23 protein-coding genes and 1 pseudogene are annotated in these 22,700 nt (G+C 54.0%); 6 read left to right on the top strand and 18 right to left on the bottom strand.

The window, feature by feature from the left end; genetic code table 11:
• Positions 1–109 precede the first annotated feature (109 nt).
• The gene (locus ACB040_RS08015) at positions 110–730 is read left to right on the top strand and encodes an AhpA/YtjB family protein (protein ID WP_338772560.1); all 621 of its coding nucleotides are present in this window, start codon (positions 110–112) and stop codon (positions 728–730) included.
• Between the two features lie 67 nt (positions 731–797).
• Here the strand turns inward: ACB040_RS08015 and deoD are convergent, their stop codons facing one another.
• From deoD to ACB040_RS07980, 7 genes are all read right to left on the bottom strand, one after another.
• Positions 798–1,514, bottom strand: coding sequence for a purine-nucleoside phosphorylase (gene deoD, locus ACB040_RS08010; protein ID WP_005340471.1), 717 nt, complete (start codon positions 1,512–1,514; stop codon positions 798–800).
• A gap of 76 nt (positions 1,515–1,590) precedes the next feature.
• Positions 1,591–2,799 (bottom strand): phosphopentomutase, encoded by a 1,209-nt coding sequence (locus ACB040_RS08005; RefSeq protein WP_371154083.1) that lies wholly within the window; start codon positions 2,797–2,799, stop codon positions 1,591–1,593.
• Positions 2,800–2,813: 14 nt separating this feature from the next.
• Positions 2,814–4,145 carry a thymidine phosphorylase gene (gene deoA, locus ACB040_RS08000; RefSeq protein WP_371154081.1) on the bottom strand — a complete coding sequence of 444 codons (1,332 nt, stop codon included), beginning with the start codon at positions 4,143–4,145 and terminating at the stop codon, positions 2,814–2,816.
• Between the two features lie 109 nt (positions 4,146–4,254).
• Positions 4,255–5,028, bottom strand: coding sequence for a deoxyribose-phosphate aldolase (deoC, locus tag ACB040_RS07995; RefSeq protein WP_005341328.1), 774 nt, complete (start codon positions 5,026–5,028; stop codon positions 4,255–4,257).
• A 424-nt stretch (positions 5,029–5,452) separates the two neighbouring features.
• Positions 5,453–5,623, bottom strand: coding sequence for a XapX domain-containing protein (locus tag ACB040_RS07990; RefSeq protein WP_005340467.1), 171 nt, complete (start codon positions 5,621–5,623; stop codon positions 5,453–5,455).
• A 125-nt stretch (positions 5,624–5,748) separates the two neighbouring features.
• On the bottom strand, positions 5,749–7,023 hold the full coding sequence (locus tag ACB040_RS07985) for a NupC/NupG family nucleoside CNT transporter (protein WP_005340466.1): 1,275 nt from the start codon (positions 7,021–7,023) through the stop codon (positions 5,749–5,751).
• 222 nt (positions 7,024–7,245) lie between these two features.
• Positions 7,246–8,019: a TatD family hydrolase gene (locus ACB040_RS07980; RefSeq protein ID WP_371154078.1), complete on the bottom strand. Its 774-nt coding sequence runs from the start codon at positions 8,017–8,019 to the stop codon at positions 7,246–7,248.
• Positions 8,020–8,060: 41 nt separating this feature from the next.
• Between ACB040_RS07980 and tppF the strand changes: the two genes are divergently transcribed.
• On the top strand, positions 8,061–8,678 hold the full coding sequence (gene tppF / locus ACB040_RS07975) for a type IVa pilus pseudopilin TppF (protein WP_371154076.1): 618 nt from the start codon (positions 8,061–8,063) through the stop codon (positions 8,676–8,678).
• Positions 8,679–9,002: 324 nt separating this feature from the next.
• On the opposite strand, the gene luxS is transcribed toward tppF, so the two are convergent.
• Genes luxS through ACB040_RS07955 form a run of 4 tightly spaced genes read right to left on the bottom strand, consistent with a single transcriptional unit; the run spans position 9,003 to position 12,154 of the window.
• Entirely contained in the window at positions 9,003–9,512 is a 510-nt protein-coding gene (luxS, locus tag ACB040_RS07970; protein ID WP_005340462.1) for an S-ribosylhomocysteine lyase, read from the bottom strand.
• An 18-nt stretch (positions 9,513–9,530) separates the two neighbouring features.
• Complete coding sequence (locus ACB040_RS07965) at positions 9,531–10,124, bottom strand: hypothetical protein (protein ID WP_272951253.1); 594 nt, start codon at positions 10,122–10,124, stop codon at positions 9,531–9,533.
• Positions 10,125–10,183: 59 nt separating this feature from the next.
• Positions 10,184–10,522 (bottom strand): nitrogen regulatory protein P-II, encoded by a 339-nt coding sequence (gene glnB, locus ACB040_RS07960; RefSeq protein WP_005308848.1) that lies wholly within the window; start codon positions 10,520–10,522, stop codon positions 10,184–10,186.
• A 9-nt stretch (positions 10,523–10,531) separates the two neighbouring features.
• Positions 10,532–12,154 (bottom strand): NAD+ synthase, encoded by a 1,623-nt coding sequence (locus ACB040_RS07955; protein ID WP_338772563.1) that lies wholly within the window; start codon positions 12,152–12,154, stop codon positions 10,532–10,534.
• Between the two features lie 11 nt (positions 12,155–12,165).
• Here ACB040_RS07955 and ACB040_RS07950 point away from each other — a divergent pair, with 11 nt between their 5' ends.
• Positions 12,166–12,798 (top strand): GspH/FimT family pseudopilin, encoded by a 633-nt coding sequence (locus tag ACB040_RS07950; RefSeq protein WP_338772564.1) that lies wholly within the window; start codon positions 12,166–12,168, stop codon positions 12,796–12,798.
• Positions 12,799–12,801: 3 nt separating this feature from the next.
• Here the strand turns inward: ACB040_RS07950 and tapY2 are convergent, their stop codons facing one another.
• The 7 genes and pseudogenes from tapY2 to ispH form a co-directional block, all read right to left on the bottom strand.
• Positions 12,802–13,077: a type IVa secretion system protein TapY2 gene (gene tapY2 / locus ACB040_RS07945; RefSeq protein ID WP_069529597.1), complete on the bottom strand. Its 276-nt coding sequence runs from the start codon at positions 13,075–13,077 to the stop codon at positions 12,802–12,804.
• Positions 13,074–16,685 (bottom strand): PilC/PilY family type IV pilus protein, encoded by a 3,612-nt coding sequence (locus ACB040_RS07940; protein ID WP_338772565.1) that lies wholly within the window; start codon positions 16,683–16,685, stop codon positions 13,074–13,076. The genes tapY2 and ACB040_RS07940 overlap by 4 nt, the downstream gene beginning before the upstream one ends.
• An 11-nt stretch (positions 16,686–16,696) precedes the next feature.
• Complete coding sequence (gene tppD / locus ACB040_RS07935; RefSeq protein ID WP_021230970.1) at positions 16,697–17,134, bottom strand: type IVa pilus pseudopilin TppD; 438 nt, start codon at positions 17,132–17,134, stop codon at positions 16,697–16,699.
• Positions 17,134–18,117 carry a type IVa pilus pseudopilin TppC gene (gene tppC / locus ACB040_RS07930; RefSeq protein WP_005340454.1) on the bottom strand — a complete coding sequence of 328 codons (984 nt, stop codon included), beginning with the start codon at positions 18,115–18,117 and terminating at the stop codon, positions 17,134–17,136. Before tppC ends, tppD begins: the two co-directional genes overlap by 1 nt.
• A complete protein-coding gene (gene pilV, locus ACB040_RS07925; protein WP_338772566.1) occupies positions 18,114–18,680 on the bottom strand; it encodes a type IV pilus modification protein PilV in 567 nt (188 codons plus the stop codon). Before pilV ends, tppC begins: the two co-directional genes overlap by 4 nt.
• A 2-nt stretch (positions 18,681–18,682) precedes the next feature.
• Positions 18,683–19,087 carry a type IV pilin protein gene (locus ACB040_RS07920; RefSeq protein WP_151286217.1) on the bottom strand — a complete coding sequence of 135 codons (405 nt, stop codon included), beginning with the start codon at positions 19,085–19,087 and terminating at the stop codon, positions 18,683–18,685.
• Positions 19,088–19,197: 110 nt separating this feature from the next.
• A pseudogene (gene ispH, locus ACB040_RS07915) lies at positions 19,198–19,668 on the bottom strand (4-hydroxy-3-methylbut-2-enyl diphosphate reductase); the annotation flags it as partial.
• A 254-nt stretch (positions 19,669–19,922) separates the two neighbouring features.
• Between ispH and ACB040_RS07910 the strand changes: the two are divergent.
• The 3 genes from ACB040_RS07910 (at position 19,923) to ACB040_RS07900 (ending at position 22,084) form a co-directional block, all read left to right on the top strand.
• Positions 19,923–20,777 (top strand): AraC family transcriptional regulator, encoded by an 855-nt coding sequence (locus ACB040_RS07910; protein WP_338772567.1) that lies wholly within the window; start codon positions 19,923–19,925, stop codon positions 20,775–20,777.
• Between the two features lie 240 nt (positions 20,778–21,017).
• A complete protein-coding gene (locus tag ACB040_RS07905; protein WP_338772569.1) occupies positions 21,018–21,755 on the top strand; it encodes an AzlC family ABC transporter permease in 738 nt (245 codons plus the stop codon).
• A 17-nt stretch (positions 21,756–21,772) separates the two neighbouring features.
• Complete coding sequence (locus tag ACB040_RS07900) at positions 21,773–22,084, top strand: AzlD domain-containing protein (protein ID WP_338772571.1); 312 nt, start codon at positions 21,773–21,775, stop codon at positions 22,082–22,084.
• The last annotated feature ends 616 nt before the right edge of the window (positions 22,085–22,700 follow it).

Raw genomic sequence — 22,700 nt, 5'->3', positions numbered from 1 at the left:
CTTCCTTGGTGATCAGGGGGTTAACAATGCTGGCCCAGAGTAGCGTATTGCTTTTTGTACAGGCAAGCGCCAAGATCCCGCCACTCCTTATTACCATGAGGTCTCACGCTTGCAGCGTCATCTTCCCATCAAACGTGTTCTCAGCCTGGGTGCCGGTATCCTGCTCGGATGCTGGGTGCTCGGTGTGCTTATTCATATGCAAGGTGAAAGCCAGGCCTCGCTGCACAGCGAAGCGCGCAACCGGGCGCAGGCGCTGGTCGCCTATGCCGCCCGAGACATGAAACGTTGGCTCAAGGAGGAGAAGAACAGCGAGCTGGAGCGGCTGGCGCGGGATCTGGCGGCGGAGCCGGAGATCCTCGATGCTACCCTCTACGACGGACGCGGCATTCCCCTCGCCCAGTCTGAGCAGGCGGTGCCGCTGGAGAGCCTGCTGCCCATCGGCAGCGATAACAAGTCACTGCCGGAGCAGGGCAAGGGGCGGATCCAGTTCGTACAGGAGATCCGGGATGGCGAGCAGACCATCGGCTTCCTGCGCATCACCCTGGAAGAGCAGCAGATGCTGGCAGACAAGGACACCCGGCTCAAGGTGGTGCAGGAGAAACAGCGGCTGATGCTGCTGGTCGCCCTGCTGGCCGGGGTGCTCATCTCCTACGGCGTGCGCCGCAACTACATGCGGGTGCGCAAGCACAAGAAAAAGAGTACGCCCCCCGCGCCACCTCCGGAAAACTGATGACACGACCAGTGAGCAGATACAAAAACGGCGGCCAGAAGGCCGCCGTTTCTTATTCGCAAGGGAATTACTTGTCGCCCAGCAGGACGGAATCCAGCGCAATTTCGATCATGTCGTTGAAGGTCAGCTGACGCTCTTCAGAGGTGGTCTGCTCACCGGTACGGATATGGTCGGAGACGGTGCAGATGGTCAGCGCCTTGGCACCGTACTCTGCGGCCACGCCGTAGATACCGGCGGCTTCCATCTCAACACCCAGGATGCCGTACTTTTCCATGACGTCGAACATGGAAGGGTCCGGGGTGTAGAACAGGTCGGCGGAGAAGATGTTACCGACGCGCACGGCAACGCCCTTGTTCTTGGCGGCCTGTACAGCATTGGCAACCAGGTCGAAGTCGGCGATGGCAGCGAAGTCGTGATCTTTGAAGCGCAGACGGTTTACTTTGGAGTCGGTGCAGGCACCCATACCGATCACCACGTCACGCAGTTTCACGTCTTCACGCACAGCGCCACAGGAGCCCACACGGATCAGAGTCTTCACACCGTAATCGGTGATCAGCTCTTTGGCGTAGATGGAGCAAGAGGGGATACCCATGCCGTGGCCCATGACGGAGATACGACGGCCCTTGTAGGTACCGGTAAAGCCGAACATGTTGCGCACGTCGCAGATCTGCTCGACGTTCTCCAGGAAAGTTTCAGCGATGTACTTGGCGCGCAGGGGGTCGCCCGGCATCAGCACGGTATCAGCAAAGGCGCCATCTTTCGCATTGATATGAGGAGTTGCCATTCTCTTGATTCCTTCACACTAGGTTGAGTTTTATTGTTTTATAAATTGCCCGCCGCCGAAGTGGCGGGCGGGTAAATTACAGGAAGCTGGTACCGTACGCCAGTTTCGGCAGGCCGTGGTAAGCCGCGATGCTCTGGCCGATATCGGCAAAGGTCTCGCGACGACCGACGGAGCCGGCCTTGACCGGCTTGCCGAAGAACAGCACCGGAATGTATTCGCGGGTGTGGTCGGTCCCATCCCAGGTCGGGTCACAGCCGTGGTCGGCAGTCAGCACCACCACGTCGCCATCTTGCAGCAGATCAAACAGCTCCGGCAGGCGGGAATCGAAATACTCCAGCGCACCGGCATAACCGGCAACGTCACGGCGGTGGCCGTAGGAGGAGTCGAAGTCCACAAAGTTGGTGAAGACGATGGTGTTGTCACCGGCCGCTTTCACCTCTTCCAGCGTGCGATCCCACAGCTCGGTCAGACCGGTCCCTTTCACCTGCTTGGTGATGCCCTGCTGGGCATAGATGTCGGCAATCTTGCCGATGGAGACCACCTGACCGCCCGCATCTTTCATGTAATCCAGCACGGTCGGCGCCGGCGGCAGCACTGAGTAGTCGTGACGGTTGCCGGTGCGCTTGAAGTTGCCCTTGCCAGTACCTACGAACGGACGCGCAATCACGCGGCCGATGTTGTAGGGCTCCAGCAACTCGCGCACGATGTGGCACAGCTCATAGAGCTTCTCGAGGCCATAGGTCTCTTCATGGCAGGCAATCTGGAACACGGAGTCGGCAGAGGTGTAGAGGATCGGCTTGCCGGTGCGCATATGCTCTTCGCCCAGATCATCCAGCACTTGGGTACCGGAGGCGTGGCAGTTGCCCAGATAACCCGGCAGACCGGCCTTCTCGACGATGGCGTCCAGCAGCTCCTGCGGGAAGCTATTGTGGTGATCCTTGAAGTAGCCCCACTCGAATAGCACAGGCACACCGGCGATCTCCCAGTGACCGGACGGGGTGTCCTTGCCGGAGGAGAGCTCCTGAGCAAAGCCATAGGCACCGACCACTTCGATATCTTTCTTCAGCCCTTCCGGGAAGTAGCCGGAGGCCTGCTCGCAGGCGTGGCCCAGACCCAGCTTGTTGAGGTTGGGCAGATTGAGGGCACCGCGGCCTTCAATTTCACCTGCCGCACACGCCTTGGCGATATGGCCAAGGGTGTTGGCGCCCACATCTCCGAACTTGTCGGCGTCGGCAGCAGCGCCAATACCGAAAGAGTCCATCATCAGAATAAAGGTACGTTTCATGGGTCTTCCCCTTGTTACAAATCGGCCAGGGTGATACGGCGGTACACTTCAGGCAGTGCCTCCGGCCGCTCGCCACCAATCCGGACAGCCGCCTGCACCATGCTGGCAGCCTGAGCATATTGCTCTTCAGTCTGAGCGTGGATCATCGCGATCGGCTTGTCAGCATCAACGCTTTGACCCAGGCGGATAAAGTCGGTCAGACCGACCGCATAATCAAGTTTGTCACCGGCAGCGCGGCGACCACCGCCCATGGCGACCACGGCCAGACCCAGCTCGCGGGTATCCATGGCGGTCACGAAGCCGCTGTTGGCCGCGAAGACCGGGCGCACGATGGCGGCTTTGGGCAGGTAAGCGTCGTAACGCTCCATAAAATCGGCCGGGCCACCGAGACCTGTCACCATGCGACCGAAGATCTCGGCCGCCTTGCCATTATCCAGCACCGCCTGCAGCTTGGTGCGGGCATCGCGCTCGTCGCTGGCAAGACCGGCGGAGATCAGCATCTCGGCGCACAGCGCCATGGTCACTTCGTGGATCCGCGGGTTGCGGTATTCACCGGTCAGGTAGCGCACAGCTTCACGCACTTCCACCGAGTTACCGGCGCTGGAGGCCAGCACCTGGTTCATATCGGTCAAGAGCGCAGAGGTGCGGCAACCAGCACCGTTGGCCACGGCCACAATGCTCTTGGCCAGCTCTTCGGAGGCTTCGAAGGTCGGCATAAAGGCGCCGGAGCCCACTTTCACATCCATCACCAGCGCTTCGAGCCCGGAGGCGAGCTTCTTGGAGAGGATAGAGCCGGTGATCATGGCGACAGATTCGACGGTGGCAGTGATGTCCCGTACTGCATAGATACGCTTGTCAGCCGGAGCGAGATCGCCGGTCTGGCCGATGATGGCGACACCCGCCTCTTTCACCACTTTCAGGAAACGATCGTTGTCGACCGAGGTCTGGTAGCCGGGAATGGCATCCAGCTTGTCGAGGGTACCGCCGGTGTGGCCCAAGCCACGGCCGGAGATCATCGGCACGAAACCGCCGCAGGCGGCCACCATCGGGCCAAGCATCAGAGAGACCACATCACCCACACCACCGGTGGAGTGCTTGTCGACAATCGGGCCACCCAGATTGAGGTGATCCCAGGTCAATACCATGCCGGAGTCGCGCATGGCGCAGGTCAGGGCTACCCGCTCATTCATGGTCATATCTTTGAAGTAGACCGCCATCGCCAGCGCGGCGATCTGCCCTTCGCCGATGGTGTTGTTGGTAATTCCCTGAACGAAGAATTGAATTTCTTGGGTACTGAGCGCTTCACCGTTGCGCTTCTTGCGAATAATTTCTTGAGGCAAAAACATCTTTCATTCCCTCCGCCATTACTGGCGTTACACAAGCCTGAATCCTTGCCCGCACACAGCATGGTGGGGGCTAACAGGGCGGACAGCAGTCCGCCCTCTCATCAACCTATTAGTAACCGCTGGTGTTGGCCGGCTTGTCGCCATGCCCCAGAGTGGCCAGCAGACTGGCCAGCAGGCTGGATGCACCAAAGCGGAAGGTACGGGCAGATACCCAGTCGTTGCCGAGGATCTCTTCGGCCATGGCCAGATACTGACCGGCAACGGCTGCGTCTTTCACGCCACCCGCTGGCTTGAAGCCGACTTTCGGATTCTTGGCCTTGATCACTTCCATCATGATCCGCGCCGCTTCCGGGGTCGCATTGACCGGCACCTTGCCGGTGGAGGTCTTGATGAAGTCGGCACCGGCATCGATACAGATCTCGGAAGCGCGACGGATCAGCGCCTCTTCTTTCAGCTCGCCGGTTTCGATGATCACTTTCAGCAGCACCTTGGCACCACAGGCCTCTTTACAGGCTTTGACCAGATCAAAACCGATCTGTTCATTGCCGGCCATGAAGGCACGGTACGGGAACACCACGTCCACTTCATCAGCACCGTAGGCGACAGCGGCACGGGTCTCGGCCACGGCGATCTCGATGTCGTCGTTGCCGTGCGGGAAGTTGGTCACGGTCGCAATGCGCACGTCGGCAGCGCCGATCTCACGCAGGGTCTTGCGAGCGATAGGAATAAAACGGGGATAGATGCAGACGGCGGCAGTCAGGCCAGCCGGTGACTTGGCCTTATGGCACAGGTCGATCACCTTCTGATCGGTGTCGTCATCGTTCAGGGTGGTCAGGTCCATCAGGTTCAGGGCGCGCTGAGCGGCCACTTTCAGATCAGTCATTCTGTTCTCCAAAGTCTCGATTTAATCCAGATAACCGGGCACCACCATACCATCCAGCGATGGATGCACAGGCAGTAATCCCCAGCTATACGGGAATGGAATTACAGTGCGAAGGCACCGGCACTATCGGGATGCTATTCAAAACACCCTGCAGGCACTGCGACTGTAAATAAGGCAAGAGCCCTGTCACTTTCTTACAAAAGTGCGGACTTGGTTCCATGAAGACTTGAGAAAGGCCGACAACATCTGACCCGACTTCCCAATCAATTCCATTTGACCGCCAACACCCGATTTCATCGAGTATTAGTCATTGCCAGCACCCTGCTGGCAACGCCTATTTCAGCCGAGATACCCCCTGTTTGCAAGCCGGATTTACCAATTTCAGAGGTACCTCACATCTGGCAAATCCAGGTCTAAAAAAGCCTTACGAAAAGAAACGGGTCAGGATCCAGGAGTAGGCCAATCCCCCCAGATAGACCCCGACGATCCCCATTACCCCGGACAAAACGGGAGGCGCCGGGATCGGCAATTTGAGGAAAGAAAACAACAAACCAACTATAAAGCCGGCCACCATCGCCAGTAGCACTTCATTCATATAACCTCCGATTTGACTCATTTTATTATTAGTTTAGATAGGAAAACGGTTGTCACCGCTCCATACGCGAACGCCACGGCAGATGCCGTGGCGTTCGTGTTTATACCCTGTCAGTCAGGCGGCGATTACATGCCGGACAATGCCAGGAAGAAGCCTGCGATAGTGGCAGACATCAGGTTGGACAGAGAGCCAGCCAGTACGGCTTTCAGACCAAAGCGTGCAATGGTGCCGCGGCGGTTCGGTGCCATGGACCCCAGACCACCCAGCAGGATGGCAACAGAGGAGAGGTTGGCAAAACCACACAGCGCGAAGGAGATGATCGCCTTGGTGTGATCGGACATGGCCACACCGTTGATCAGCACTTCGTCTTTCAGGTACGGAGCGAAGTTCAGGTAAGCCACGAACTCGTTCACTACCAGCTTCTGACCGATGAAGGAACCGGCAACCACTGCTTCATTCCAGGGCACACCGATCAGGAAGGCCAGCGGGGAGAAGATCCAGCCCAGCAGCAGTTCCAGAGAGAGTTGCGGATAACCGAACCAGCCACCCACACCGGAGAAGATGCCGTTGATCATGGCGATCAGACCGATGAAGGCCAGCAGCATGGCGCCGACGTTCAGGGCCAGTTGCATACCGGCAGAAGCGCCAGCAGCAGCAGCGTCAATGACGTTGGCAGGCTTGTCATCCAGCTCGGCATCGGCAGAGCTCTCGTCGTAGTTCGGGGTCTCGGTCTCGGGAACCAGCAGCTTGGCGAACAGCAGACCACCCGGTGCAGCCATGAAGGAGGCAGCAATCAGGTACTCCATCTTCACGCCCATGGAGGCGTAACCGGCCAGTACGGAACCGGCAACGGAAGCCAGACCACCACACATGACGGCGAACAGCTCGGAGTCAGTCATCTTGGCGATGTAAGGACGAACCACCAGCGGCGCTTCGGTCTGACCGACGAAGATGTTGGCAGTTGCAGAGAGGGATTCGGTGCGGGAAGTACCCAATACTTTCTGCAGACCGCCGCCCAGCAACTTGATGACCATCTGCATGATGCCCAGGTAATAGAGCACTGCAATCAGGGAAGAGAAGAAGATGATGACCGGCAGAACACGGAAGGCAAAGACAAAGCCGCCGCCACCGAACACTTCAAACATCTTGTTGCTGACCAGACCGCCAAACAGGAAGTCGATCCCGTTCTGGCCGTAGCTGATCACGCTGGATACCGCGTCGGACACGCCGACCAGGATATCGCGACCAACCGGAACATAGAGAACAAATGCCCCCAGACCGGCTTGAATTGCGAACGCACCGACAACGGTACGGACGTTGATTGCCTTGCGATTGCTGGAGAACAGCACCGCGATAAGGACGAGCGTCGCCATCCCTACCAGACCCATGAACAAATTCATTATTATCTTCCTCTAGTAGCACCTGGCTTGTTAGCGAGTTGTTATTAAACCCAACTAATCAAGGGGAGCGCATTATACTAATTAAAGTCCGATAAAATAGAATGCTGGTCACATTTTATCGTTATCAAAATGTCCAAGTGTCACAAAATTAGACAGCAAACGATTTTTACGCTCATTTTTTTTCCTGACAACTAAATCAGGTGTTGCAAATTTGTTTCATGGCTATTGGTCGTGATGGAAAATATGCCGGGCAGTTTCAAATAACACCTTGGTAACATCCGCTGATGATTCCTCCCGCAAGGTCATCAATATTTCCGCTATTTTCGGCAGCGCTTCCGGGGTATTCCGGGTGCCTTGCTCACCTTGTAAGGGCATATCGGGCGAATCGGTTTCCAGCACCAGGGCCTCGAGCGGCATGGCCCGAAATACCTCTCGCGTCTTGTTCGCCCGTTCAAAACTGATTACCCCGCCCACCCCGAGTCGAAAGCCCAGTTGCCAGAAGGCCTCCGCCTGCTGCAACGAACCGCTGAAAGCATGGATCACCCCGCCACGTGGCGGCTTGAAGCGGCGCAACAGCTTGGCCACAGTGTCATTGGCGCGCACCGAGTGGATCATCAGGGGAAGCCCGACATCGGCAGCCAGCCGGATCTGAGCCTCAAACAGCGCAAGCTGCCCCTCCTGCGGCACGTGAGAACGGAGGTCCAGCCCGCACTCGCCTATGGCCACCAGCCCGGCAGGCTGGCTCATTACCAGCGTTCGCAGCCGCTCCATCACCCCCTCACGCTGCTCACCGGTATACCAGGGATGAATGCCCAGACCATAAAAGAGGCCGTCATGTTGCTCTGCCAGTGCCATCACACGAGTCCAGTTATCCTCTGCGATGGCAGGAATGATATACTCCGTCACCCCCAATGCCCGACAACGGGCCAGCAGTGCCTCCCTGTCCTGGTCGAACACCGGAAAGTCGAGATGGCAATGGGTATCTATCAGCTGCATATCACTCACACCTGTTTGCGGTATTTAATGGGTCATTGAACATGATGAACAACAGAAACAACGGCTTTACCCTGATTGAACTGGTGCTGGTGATCATAGTGCTGGGGATCCTGGCCGTCACCGCCCTGCCCCGCTTTATCAATATCAAGGATGATGCCCTGAAAAGCACGGTCTCGGCGACCGCAGGCAGCTTTGCCGGTGCAGTTCAGTTGGCTCATGCTGGCTGGGCGGTGAAAGTTCAGGGACAAGACCTCGCACTGTATAACTTCAGTGGGATGGGCAAGAAAGATCTGGATATCAACCACTACGGCTGGCCTGTGGGGACAGAAGAAGACTACAACATACAAGGAATTGATGTCATTTTTACAGGAGGAACTAGCGAGCAAATATCAGTAAGCAGCATAAACGACTGCGAACTCCTATTCGAGGCACTCCTCGACACAGACCAAACAGTCTCAAAGAAATTAGAGGAAAAAGCTGATTATTACTCGCAAATAATTGAAATCCCCAGCCAGGTTGAAAATGGACTACACCACGATAACTGCCGCTATATCCTGCGCGACTCGATGGGTCGCTTCCCGGCTGACTCAGAGTATGAAAACGGCCTCGGCTTCGAGTACAACAGCGTTACTGGTGCCGTGACCCGCAATTTTGATTGAGTTCAGCCTCTTCTGCGCAAGCTCGCTCTTTGCTTGAATCATCATCATAACGAACCGGCGTGCAGCAGCGCCGGTTCTCCTGAGTGAGCCCCCACTCCTCACACCATGCATCGTAACGGGCCAGCCAACGCAGCAATACCCCTTTCATCGTCGCACCTCCGCCAACAGGTTCAGGTCAAAAACCATCCTAATCAGAGTTGGCAAGGGGAGCAAGCCATCCCCATTTTTGCGGTCGGTCGAGATAGAAAGAGCCAGTCAGCATGGCTGACTGGCTCTTTTAACATTCCCTGAAGAGGTTATCCGATGAGCGACAGCTCATCATCCTCACAGGCTCTTCAGCTTCTCTTCCGGCAGGGCCAGCTCGTCGTTGTGGTTAACGCCGATGCCACGCTCCAGCACATGGCGAGCGATGGCATGAGCCTCTTCCAGCGAATGCATGCTGTAGGTCCCGCACTGATACTCGTTCAGCTCGGGGATCTTGGCCTGATCCTGCACGGTCAGCACATCGCTCATGGCTGCTTGCCAGGCGGCACCGACACGGGCCTCGTCCGGCGCGCCGATCAGGCTCATGTAGAAGCCGGTACGGCAACCCATGGGGGAGATGTCGATGATCTCCACGCCGTTGCCGTTCAGATGATCACGCATGAAACCGGCGAACAGGTGCTCCAGCGTATGGATACCGCGCTCGGAGAGGATCTCCTGATTCGGTACGCAGAAACGCAGGTCGAACACGGTAATGGTGTCCTTGTTCGGGGTCTGCATGGTCTTGGCCACACGCACCGCTGGCGCTTCCATACGGGTGTGGTCAACGGTAAAACTGTCCAATAACGGCATTTCTGACTCCTGATTTGGTTACCAGAACCAGCCCCCACGGGAGAGCTGATCCTTGCATTGACGGTACTGGGCGCCGTAGCGCTGGGCGCGAGCTTCCACTTTGCGAGAGGTCTTCATCAACCACCCCTTGCTGCGATAGCTGCCACGCCGGTAGCCACCCCACCCTTCGTGATAGTTGAGGTACTGGCCATAGGCATCCCACTTGGAGGTGCCATTTAGCCGCTGGGCCTTGTTAGTGTACCAACCCATAAAATCGATGGCGTCGGCAAAGTCATCGCGGTCACTCCAGCTGTTGCCGGTTTCCCGCTGGTAATCCGCCCAGGTTTCATCTTTGACCTGAGCATAACCATAAGCCGAACTGGCCCGCCCGGTCGGGATGAAGAGGAAATACTGCATCGGCGGCTGGGCATCATGTACGTAAGAGGACTCCTGATACATCATGGCCATCACCACATGGATCGGCGTCCCCCACTTCTCGTTCATCTTGAGCGCGGCCTTGTGCCAGTCCGGCTTCTCGCGAAAGATCTGGCACAGATTCTCCGGCTGAGCCGGTGGACGGGTACTACAGGCAGTCAGGCCCGCCAACAGGCTGGCGACCACAGCAAAACGCATCCACCCCATCAAATGAGGCCGCACTTCACGCCGCTGGTCAGGTAAAGAGATAGCCAAGGTCAGATCGCGTCTTCGTTCTCTTCGCCGGTACGGATACGAATGACACGCTCCACCTCGCAGACGAAGATCTTGCCATCACCAATCTTACCGGTACGGGCGGTGTTCTGGATCGCTTCCAGACAGGCGTCGAGATCCTCATCCTGCACCACTAGCTCCACCTTCACTTTCGGCAGGAAGTCGACCATATATTCGGCGCCGCGATAGAGCTCGGTATGGCCCTTCTGGCGGCCGAAGCCTTTGACTTCGGATACAGTCATGCCGTTGATGCCGATCTCGGCCAGGGCCTCGCGCACATCGTCCAGCTTGAACGGTTTGATGATGGCTTCAATCTTCTTCATGGTGACTCCTTACCAGTTCTGTTTGCCGAACCCGGATGTAATGGGGTAACGGCGATCCTTACCAAAGTTGCGAGCCGTAATGCGGGGCCCGACCGCCGCCTGACGGCGCTTGTATTCGTTGAGATCCACCAAGCGTATCACCTTGCGCACCACCGCTTCCTCGAACCCTTCGGCCACCATGTCGGCCACGGACGCATCCTCTTCCACGTAACGCTTGAGGATGGCATCCAAGATGTCGTATGGCGGCAGGCTGTCCTGATCCACCTGATCCGGTGCCAGTTCCGCTGAAGGAGGACGGTCGATAACCCGCTGCGGGATCACATAGTCGACCGAGTTGCGATATTCGCACAACTTGAACACCAGCGTCTTGGGCACATCTTTCAGCACGTCGAAGCCACCGGCCATGTCACCGTACAGAGTGGCATAGCCGACCGCCATTTCACTCTTGTTGCCAGTGGTCAGCACGATACGACGACGTTTGTTGGAGAGCGCCATCAGCAGCACGCCGCGGCAGCGGGCCTGCAGGTTCTCTTCAGTCGTATCGCGAGCGGTACCTTCAAACAACGGCGCCAGCTGGGTCATAAATCCTTCGAACATCGGCTCGATGGAGATGATGTTGAACTCAACCCCCATCCGCTCGGCCTGCTCCTTGGCATCTTCCACACTCATCTGTGCTGTGTAGCGGAACGGCATCATCACCGCCTGCACCTTGTCGGCCCCGATGGCATCAGCCGCGATGGCCAACGTCAGCGCCGAGTCGATCCCACCGGAGAGACCCAGCACAGCGCCGTGGAAACCGTTCTTGGTAACGTAGTCGCGCACCGCCAGCACCAGCGCCTGATAGGTCTCGGCCAACGGCTCCAGCGGTGCAGCGGGTTCCCGCTCCTTCACCGGCTGGCCATCAACAAAGCGTACCAGCGCCAGCTCTTCGGCAAACGGGGCCAGCTTGTGAGTCAACTCGCCCTGGCTGCTGAACACCTTGGAGCAGCCGTCGAAAATCAGCTCATCCTGACCGCACACCTGATTGAGGTAGACCAGCGGCAGACCGGTCTGATCGCAGCGCTCGGCCATCAGTTCGCGGCGGATCCAGGGTTTATCCTGATCGTATGGCGACGCATTGATGGTGAGCAGCAGCTCGGCCCCCGCGGCCTTGGCGGCCAGCGCCGGCCCCGGCTGCCAGAGGTCTTCGCAGATGAGCAGGCCCAGCTGGTGACCACGGAACGGCACCACGCAGGTCTCGGTCGCCGCGGTGAAGTAGCGCTTCTCATCAAACACGCCGTAGTTGGGCAAGTCCTGCTTGAAGTAACGAGCAATCAGCTTGCCCTGCTCATAGAGGGAGGCGGCGTTATAGAGTGACTCCCCTTCACGCCAGGGATGCCCGACCAAAATGGCACAGTTGCCCTGCCATTCGGCAACACGAGCCAACGCGGCTTCGACCCGGATCATCAGATCGGCGCGCAGCAGTAGATCTTCCGGTGGATAGCCGGTGAGGGCCAGCTCGGAGCAGACCAGCAGATCGGCACCTTGCTGCTCGGCCTGAGCTGCCGCAGCGAGCACTTTGTCAGTGTTATCTTCGATGGCGCCTACCGTCAGATTCAACTGGGCAAGCATCAGAGAGAGGGCTTTTGCCATGGCGATGCATCTTGAATTCGAAAATGATGGGGAATGATAAAGAAAAGGGGGGCAATCTGCCAGTTCAAGACAGGCGTAACCGTGTGACAGCAACCAGCGGGAAGGATAAGCTGTACATAGTCACGGAACGACAGGCCTTCGCAGATATGAAAAACGCCGGATTTACCCTGATGGAGTTGATGATAGCCATTGCACTGGGCGTCATTCTGTTGGGGATTGGTATTCCTTCTTTGGGCTCTCTGCTTAAAGACAGCACGGCTAACTATGAAAGCGAGCGGTTGATTAAGCTCCTGCGCTTTGCCCGCACCCAAGCTATCAGTGACCAGCAAACTGTCACCGCATGCCTAATAAACAACGATAACGAGTGTGTTGAACAGGATCCGGTTCAATTATTGGTTTTCATCGATGATGACGGTAATGCCGAGCTGGACGAAGGGGAAGTAGAACTCGCGCGCACACCAGCTTTTACTCCTGATGCCACCATCAGTTCAACCAGACCCCGAGTCTTGTTTGCCGCTGATGGAACCAGCCTAGGTACCAATATGACCGTAAGAGTCTGCATCAGCGAAGAACCCAGAGTTGATGTTGTAATCGCAGCATCAGGTCGCAGCAGTAAATCCGAAACCACCAGCATTTGCCCTTGACCACTATCTTGGCTGCAGTTTCTCTTGCCGTTGCGCAGCCTCAAGATTGAATGGCTGTTCGGTTGGCTGACACTCGATAACTCTCTTCACCATCAGAAGTTGCCCATTCAGTTCAAACCCTTTCTTTTGAAAGACGATTTCAGCACTCTGGCTATCCTTTATCGTTCCCTGAATAACGACATAGGTATCATTTGCCAACTCGACATAGCATTTTCTATCCACGACAGCATAGACATTGACTGCATTTAACAACGCCATCAGCCAGAGGATCATTTTCATTGTGACTCATCCTCATACAGGTATATTTTCTTGGGCGTCATATCCATTTCAGCCTCCTCCGCCCCTTCCGAACACTCCCCCTCGCCGGTACAGCGCTCAGGAACCCCTTCTCCTTCGTCTTTGAGAATCACCTCTTCACCCGGGGCACCACCAATAATCCGGATCTTTGAATCATCACCAGCATGGATCACTAGATCATCGGCCACCTTGTTATTGACTTCCACATAGCGTTCCGGGATTTCATTACCATCCTGATCCACCACATATTTGAAAGAGGTACCGTAATGCATGTCGACCATATACTGCCGCATGGCGCCTATCGACTGAATCGTACACTCCTCGAATGACTGAACCTGCGGCAAAAAAGAGGTGAAATAGAGCTTGCCTTGCAGCACAACCCCAGACCCCATCGACTTCTCTCCTGACTCGGCTAGCCAATATTTCCAACCCAATTTACTGGTAATGGCAGCTCTCAAACTAAGCAGGTCATTGGTGTCCGTGACACCAGCCAGAGGATCAACCGATACGTCATACAAGTCCGTCATCGTGATAGGGGCTGGAGCAGCAGTGTTATAACTCTTGGTAACTACCCCGTAGTCACGCAACATAAAATAGGCGTTTTGCACGGTAGACTCGGACGATGGGCGGTTTCGATCACCAGAACCAATCAGCACTGCATCGAATGGCCTATCTTTGAACGAGAAATAATCTTCGCCACTAATTACCGTCTTGGTCACTTGCTTGTTTATAGTACGTACCAATACAGGCTGAGTGAAAAAGCGGCGGTCATTAGCCTGTACATCATCAGACCCAAGACTGGCAAACTTGAAAATACTCCAGGAGCTAGTACTGGTTGAAGGCATATCCAGGCGCCAGATATTGCCGCCTGTATCACCAGCATAAATTCGGTCAGTTTTCCCATCACCATCACTGTCTAGAGTGGAAACTGACCCCGGCATGCTATCAACCATCGCAGTCACCTGCTTGTTGGTACTGGAGCCAGCTTCAGGTGTTGCGCTGAACACAAGAGCACCACTATCGGCATCGACCATGTAGACGCCCATACCCTTGCTGTCAGAGCTACCTATCCCGACTTTACTCTTATTGGCATCGTAACCACCGGAAAAAACCATCACCAATCGCTTGTTGCTCGGAGGAGCATCCCAAGGAATATAAGCCACCTCCGGTACTGACCAGGTTTCCCCCAGTAATGAGAAGCCCGCAGTCTGACTATTGATCGTCCATTTCAAGCTGGGGGCATCTGGATTGGTAATATCGAGCGCATAGTAGCTACTACCACCCCCTCGCAAACCGAAAAGCAGCCAGACAAAGTCTCCCTCTGATGCCTTGATAACACCATTCCTGTTGGCATCCTTGATCAAAGCAACCGGTGAAGCATCAACACCGTAGATATGATCGCCAGACTCGGCATTGAGACGTAGAGCTTCTTGCCTGGGCAACAGCTCATAGGGGATCATGGCCCAGCTTTCATCAACCGTACTACCGAGATCTTTGAACATATGCAGGAAACCAGCATTGGTTCCCATCAGGATCCGCAAGTCAGGGGTACAGGTGCTCTGGCCTGAAGCAATGGAGCAACCATAATTGACCACCAATGGACGAGAGTGCAGGGGGTCTCCCACTATGTATGGCCGAATGGTGGTACTGGCATCATAATCTTCATCGTCCACATCGACACCTTTTGTCCAGTCGATCTGTCCGTCAAGCTCGGTGGCACTGGCCAACCGCATGTAGCTGGCCAAGTTGTCGGCAGAGCCTGCGATCGACACCAAATTGGCTTTGTTAAAGGCATCCAATCGCTTGGGCGATGCAACCGTATTGATCACATAAAGATTGCGATTGGTCTTCTCTGCCAACATGGACTGCACGCCGCCCTTGGCAACCAGATTGCCATCCCGTTCCGATGACCAATAGGTCTGAGCCTGATCCAGAATGGAACCATCTACCTTGATGGCGGGCAAACCGTTAACATCTGCCACATACCCATCACCAGACAAAACCAGCTTCTTCAGGTTACCCTTCCAGCGCGGCCCAGTATCAGGCTCGAACATGGCGTAATAGATATTATTGAGGCTGCGAGTCCGGTCAAAGTTGTTAGTGGTGATAGCTGGCGACACCAGAGAGGTGTTTATCCGCAAAATGGCTAACAGGGAAGATCGCAACGCCTGAGTGAGAGCTTCAGCACTGACCGCAGGGTAATATTGACCGCCTCCACGTCTCGCCGTTTCTGCCAGCAGATTGCCCGCCCCAGAGATCGCGTCATCACCAAATCCCACGGTAAACGTGGTAACAGTCTGCTTGCCGGGCGATGAAGTATTTACATCCTTGTTCTTCATGTAGCCAGCCATCGCTGCCAGATAGCTCTTGGAAGTGCCGGAACCATATCCCACTGTTGAGCCGTAGGCAGCCCGTTCATCTGGGCTTAGCGAATCCGTCAACGCTTTTACTGCACTATCAGCAGCCGTATCGCTGGTCGGAGCACCATCAGTGACATAGATGACATAGCCATTATTTGAACATTTGTCATAAGGCGAGGTGTAAGTACCTTCCGGATCTTCAGCAAGCTTGTCCCGCGTACCACCTTGCTTGCCATAAAGTACAGATTGCCCTCCATAGAAACGGTAGGCTTCATAGAGGGTTTCACATAATGGCGTATTGGTCGTAGCCGACAGGTCTTCCACAGTATTGAGCAAGTCCTGTTCGGCAGTAATGGTGCCGACAATATCGTCGTTACTGAGGATGCGACGTACCACTCTGCCACCATTGGTACTGGTACTATTGTTGGTATTGAAGATGGCCAAGCCGAAATCAACCCCAGGAGTGGAGGAGATCACCGACTTGACCGCATCCTTGGCGATACGCAAGCGTGATTCAACGGCATAACCCGTCGGCCCGTAATACCAGCGGATATAGTTGGCAGTGTAGAGAGTTACACTGGTATTGCTACCCGATGTGGCATTATTCGCATTAGCTGTGTAATACCACTCGCCGCGAGTGTTGCTGGTTTTGTCGACCGGATAACCATCGCCGACCGCCCCCACCACCAGCGTTCCGTTGAAAGGATTGGCTGGATTGCGGTTCTGAATATCCTGCTTGCAGTCGACAATGGTGATGTCATCTTCGTACTTGCCAGAGATGGTCTCCCAATCCCCCTGACGAGGTAATCCATTGCGATAACTTGAATAGACATACGTCCAGACTTGGGACTGAAAATAACCGACCGTGCTTAGGGGGGTCTTTGATGAGGCGCAAGCATTGATGCTGTCGCGAAAACGCCGAGAACTATTGATGGCGGGCACAGAACCATCGGTCGAATAATAGATATAATTAAGCGAGTTACTGGTATCAGGATCCCGGTTCAGCGCTGGGTAGACAGTGGCAGGATTATACTTTTCCCGCTCCAGCTCCATGGTTTCGGCCATACTGCCAGAGTTGTCGAAGATAATCAGCACCTTGGGCCGATAATCTCCCGCTTTCGAGAAGTCATAGATGAACAGTTCGGTATCATCCGAGTAAGCATCGCTGGCGACAGCTGGCACACTAAGTGCACACAGGGCCATCAGCCACAGTTTTCCATGATGTAACATCGCTGTCGCTCCTATTCAGCCGTCTTTAACAATGGCTGTTCGACTCCAACCGTCCACGTCATAGGACGCCCCTGTTTTCCGTACGCTTGGCTTGCCTCGAGCTCTACATAACGGCAGGCTGGTATGACGTTCTTGCTGGTCGCGTCAAATCGGCGCTTGCACACTGTTTCACTTCTATATTGCATGGTGGCGTTACCCATAGAGCCACTCACTGTTGACGTTGCCGTCGAAACCGAAGGCATCTGAGCAATCTGGGTAGCAAGCCCTGCTTGCTGCATAGCGCCACCTATGATGCCCTCTACTCTGTGTTCGACTTGCTGTAACGCCGCCGCCGCTCCACTAGCACGTAAATCCATGCCCCCAGATTGCATCAACACCACGGCAATCAAAGTCAAAGGGGCCAGAATCACCAGCGCCACGATCAATGCAACGCCACGTGAATGCTTCACTACCCACCTCCCGCCATCACCATGGGATTACGCAATACCACAGTACTTTCCAGCAATAAGCGTCGAAACCCATCCCCATTGCCAGCCACGCTGATATCTCCCAGTTGATAGACATTGTTGTTGGTATAGCGACTGGATGCCTGCAGCGAGCGCACAAGCAAAAAAACACGGACTGCGATGACCCGCCCCTCGCCCCACTCTTGCGAGGTGACTGCATCTATGGCGGAAAACTTGTCTACACGACCATCCGGCACATTGCTGGTATCGACCCCAAACAACAGCACCATCCGTTCAATACCATCAACCAAAGCCCCAGATATCAACCAAGAACCGCCATCAGCAGTGAGGATACGCTTGCGCAGTTCAAAACCACCACGACCATTAGGCGAGAGGTAATAGACATGATGCTGGTACTCCCAAATCTGACGCATCGGCATGGCCGCCTCGGAAGGCGCAGTCTCATTACCTCTGAATAAATGAGCCTGTTGAGTATTGGTGGCCATATAGAAACGATTGGCATCCAGTCCTCCTGTCACCGGATTGCCAATCAGGCGCTTGATACTGATGACATCTGAGCCGGCAACGCGAGTAGAGGATGAGATACAGGCAAAACCACTCATGGTGCCTGCAGCACTGATATGAGTAACCCACAGCGGGCGTACTGGAAAAAGGTTGGAGGGTAGACTCCCTTCATTTCTCTCATCCAGACAGTCATTTGTCACGGTAGCATCAGCAGACAAAGTGAGCTCATCACCCGCAATCAAAGCCCCCCCCGTGAAATCCCCCCAAAACCCGGCCCAGCGTAAATCCTGAGTGATGAGACGCATGGCAATTCGACCATTTTCGAGCAGCTCACTCTGATCGAAGGACTCATTGGTGGTAGCGCGTGAGGCCACAAAAATACTCATCACCCCACCGAGCAGAAAAACACCAATCACCATTGCGATGAGCCATTCAACCAGCGTAAACCCATGATGTTTCATAGCGTCGTCATCAGAACAAACTGACGCCTCGTTAAATCAACACCTGCAATTCCACATGCCGTCGTAATCGCTGATGCAACGCCATTTGCCCCATCATGAGATGATTCACGTCCAGCCCAAAAAATTGAGACCGTCAATGCATTGCTGGCTCCCTTGATAATGCAGCCGGTGGGATTTTGTAATGTTGCTCCGGCCCCCGAAGCAGCACTTCCCATTAATGACTGTCGCCAATAATAGAGATCGAGAGCCCGTAACTGAGCATCGCTACAGCTGCTCATAGTGCCATTTTCATTAGCGCAGGATGGCAATGATGAAGTGCCTGCGCTGACAATCCAGGTATTGTTAGCTTGCGACTCCCAGGCTCCACGGTTGACTCTGAGCCTCTCAACCATATCGTTAGCCAACCAGCTGGCTATTGTGCGCTGTCGGGCTTCATATCCGGAAAACTTAGACTGAGCCTGCATAGCAACCAGTCCCAGCAAGCCAAATGACAACACTACTGCCGCTATCATCACCTCCAGCAGGCTGAATCCCCTCTCATGTGATGAAACACGAATGGCCATGGCTATTCCCAACAGCTATTGCTAGCTGCACCAGAGGCACTTTTGACACCCAACTGATTAATGGAAAACACCGTGCAATCGGTATCTTTGGCTTGGGCTGTCGCCGCGCCAGCACTGGCTGACAAGGTGTAGGTGTTGCCTGATACGGCAATGGATAATTGATACAGGCCATTCTCAGATACACTACTGATACCAAGAGCAGCAGCAGAGGATGCATACTGATTGAAATCCATAAAATAGGTTTCTTGCCGATTGGCCGCATTCAACAGCATGCTCTTGGCTTCGACGCGATGACTGGTCAGCACATATTGCTGATAGGCGGGATAAGCGATAGTGCCAAGAATCGCCACGATGGCGATGACAATCATCAACTCAATAAGAGAAAAGCCACGAAAGTATCCAATCATATCCCATCCTTGGTGACAGACTGCTTCATAAGTTTAACGCCGAGCCTGTCTCTTGAACAAACCCGGCGTCATTATCAACACACTTTATTCTTAAGCCTTCCTGGCTGCACTCAAATTATTCTAAGTTCGGGAGGAACCTCAAAGACTACGTTCTCTTCACGGCCAGGATGCTCGGCAACCACCTTGCCACCCAGCTCCCGCAGGCGGGCAATCACGTTTTGCACCAGCACCTCAGGGGCGGATGCGCCGGCAGTAACTCCGATCGCCTTCACCCCTTCCAGCCAGCTCGCCTCAATCATCGACGCATCGTCGATAAGATAGGCTCTGGCGCCCACCTTCTCGGCCAGCTCCCGCAGACGGTTGGAGTTGGAAGAGTTGCGAGATCCCACCACCAGCATGGCGTCCACCAGCCCCGCCATCTCCCGCACCGCATCCTGACGGTTCTGGGTGGCGTAGCAGATATCGTCCTTGCGCGGCCCCTGGATCTTGGGGAAGTGCTTGCGCAGCGCATCGATCACGTCAGAAGTCTCATCCACGCTCAGGGTGGTCTGGATAATGAAGCAGAGGTCAGGATCGTCCCGACCCACTTCAGTTTGATGTCATGTTTATACGAAAGCTCACTTGGCCCAGACTAAATCATGTCAGGATGGCTTCATACAAGGCCACTCGAGAGGTACACTTACCTATCACCAAATGACTATTTGGTAAGTTAATACGACGTCATAATTTTTTGCATCTTGCAATCAGGCAAAAAGAACCCAATGAGTCACACCCTCGATTCACGAAGAGAACCCAAGGAAACTTCAGATACCATTAAATTGGAAGTAGCACTTTTATGCAAAAACCACGGGTTGATACCGTTACAGCAGAGATAAAAATGAAAGAAAAGACTCATTTCCAACGGATCGATGCACTAGGTGGCGTTGATATGCTTCAGGCACGCTATTACAAGCAGCGCTTTGCTCGGCATGTCCATGACACTTTCTGCATTGGCGTTATCGATCAGGGAGCACAGCGATTTTACCGTTCAGGGACAGAGCACGTTGCCCCGCGCGGGGACATCATCATTGTCAACGCAGACGATGTGCATACTGGTAGCTCAGAACTAGAGCAAGGGTGGGGTTATCGTGCCATCTATCCCCATCCAGAGATGCTACGCAATATTCTGCGACAAATACCTGACAACACAGATTTTATCCCTTGGTTCCCCGATGCAGTTATTCACGATCCCGGTCTGTCGGCACAGCTACTACTGACCTTCGATATGCTGGGAAAAGAAGGCAATCACTTGCTTAAAGAAAGCCTGCTGCTCTCTTCACTCATGCTGCTGAGCCTGCGCTACAGCAAAACGCGTAAAACTCCGGCGGCGCTGCCAGCCACTACACGACCGATCCTTCTAGCTAAAGAGTTGATGGACTGTTGCCCACAAGAGGAGCACACACTGACACAGCTCGCGGAGCTGGCAGGTCTGAGCCAGTGGCATTTTCTCAGGCAATTCAAGGCAGTAGCTGGCATGACACCACACGCCTATCTGGTACAAGCGCGCCTTCGAAAAGCCCGTGCCTTACTGCGTCAAGGCACTACCATCCTCGACACAGCCATCCTATGTGGCTTTACCGATCAAAGCCATTTCCACCGCCATTTTAAAAATTCTGTGGGTCTGACTCCCGGCGAATTCATCAAGGCCTGACCCCTCGAAAACAAACAAAAGTTGTTGTTCGACCCAAGAAGCACAACAGTCCACCGCCTCACGACAGTCACGACAAGGGCATCAAATCAAGCACAGACCGCCCCCACCCACCGCTCTACCCGCTCACTCAGTCTGAATTCGCCTAATCTCACTACCAGTAGCAAGATCATTCAATACTGCCGACTCCGCGACCGTTAATGTTACCTACTCTTTTTACTTACCTAATCCGTGAGAAAAGCAATGATTGAATCAGGCACCTGTTCCTCTCCTTCAGAACAGTCATCTTCGAGCTCATCGTTTATGCGTGGGGCTATTGAGATGCTTCCACTGTGCGTTTCCGTAATCCCATGGGGAATATTGGCGGGATCAATGGCAATACAGGCCGGTTTAACCTTCTGGCAAAGCGTAGCAATGTCGGCCATTGTTTTTGCCGGCGCGGCCCAGCTGGTTACCTTAGGCATGATAATGGCAGGAGCAAATTTATTTACAATTCTTGTTTCAGTATTTTTCATCACATCACAGCACTTCATATACGGCCTCACTCTCAGAGAGTTTGTGTCCTATCTTAAGATTAAGCTCCGCCTTCCTATTGGTTTTTTGCTCACCGATGAGCTGTTCGCCTTGAGCGAGACAAAAAACAAAGAATCTGAGTTGACACCCAGTTATTTAATCGGTGCCGGACTGACTTTCTACCTCTCTTGGAATGCGTTCAGTTTGATGGGTATTTTAATGGCCTCCTCGGTACCGGACCTTGAAAAATACCATCTCGATTACTCTATTGTCGCAACCTTTATCACCATTGTGGTACCTATGGTGAAAAAAATGAGCACCCTGGTTAGTGTCGCTGTTTCACTGTTGCTCTCCATGCTTCTTAGCTATTGGCAACTAGAGGGCGCCATTGTCATCTCCGGGCTCTGCGGCATGTTCTCTGCAGTACTGGCATCTGTACTACTGAATGAAGAGCAATCTCAAGAATAACTCAATAAGGATAGAAGATGAGTTGGTTTCTTATTTTAGCACTGGCAACAATTGTGTTTTGTAATCGTTATATCTTTCTTGAACCTAACGTACCATTAAAAATACCTAACTTTGTCAACCGGGCGCTTAAGTATTCTGCACCATGCCTCATGACTGCGATATGCGGCCCAATTATACTCATGGAGCATGGCACCATAAGGGAATTCCCTAATAACCCGTATTTTCTGGGCGCACTGATCAGCATCGTTATTTCATTTTACATTAAGAACATCGTCAGCGCCGTCTTGCTAAGCCTTGCTGCCTTTTACACTATTAACTATTTCATCTAGCCCTGCTATCAGAGGATAACGTATGGACCGCGTGGCAAAAGATTATCATCACTCAACGGACATAATAAAGAGCTACGAAATATTACCCCTCCAGGGAGTATGGAGTTGGCTGACAGGAAAATAAGTACTGGGTCGCAAACCACTTCGGCATGTCTCTTTCGTTACTATCTGTGTCTTTCACAATGGGACGAAGAGTATTGTTCTAAGATATTAAAAACTTCCGTTAACAGCAAAATCCCCGTTTTTATTTTTAACGCCAGCATTCTGCAGAAGGCTGAGCAGCCATAATGGAAAGAAAATTGGCGAATTCATCGGGCAAGGACGTTATGGTCAGACACAGCAAGACTAAAGAGATAATGTTATATAGCGGCATGAATGCAAAGAAATAAGGAGAGCGCACACAAGGCCACCAGAGCTGTAACGCAAGTCAGTTAAGATAATTTGAGTCTCAACCCGCGGGGTATAAAGTCTAAGAATGAGGGAGGCATGATGCCTCCCTCTTTTTATTGCATGCCCGTCAGGATAAGGGTTGGAGCCAAATTGACTCTTTAATCATGGAGACACTTTGGATATTCAGCATCTCGAGTATTTAGTCACAAAAATGCTTAACTAACAG

The sequence above is a fragment of the Aeromonas sp. S11(2024) genome (assembly GCF_041402345.1).
GTDB lineage: Bacteria > Pseudomonadota > Gammaproteobacteria > Enterobacterales > Aeromonadaceae > Aeromonas > Aeromonas veronii.
The sequence above is the reverse complement of the archived record's forward strand: the minus strand, read 5'-3'. Positions and strand labels throughout refer to the sequence as shown.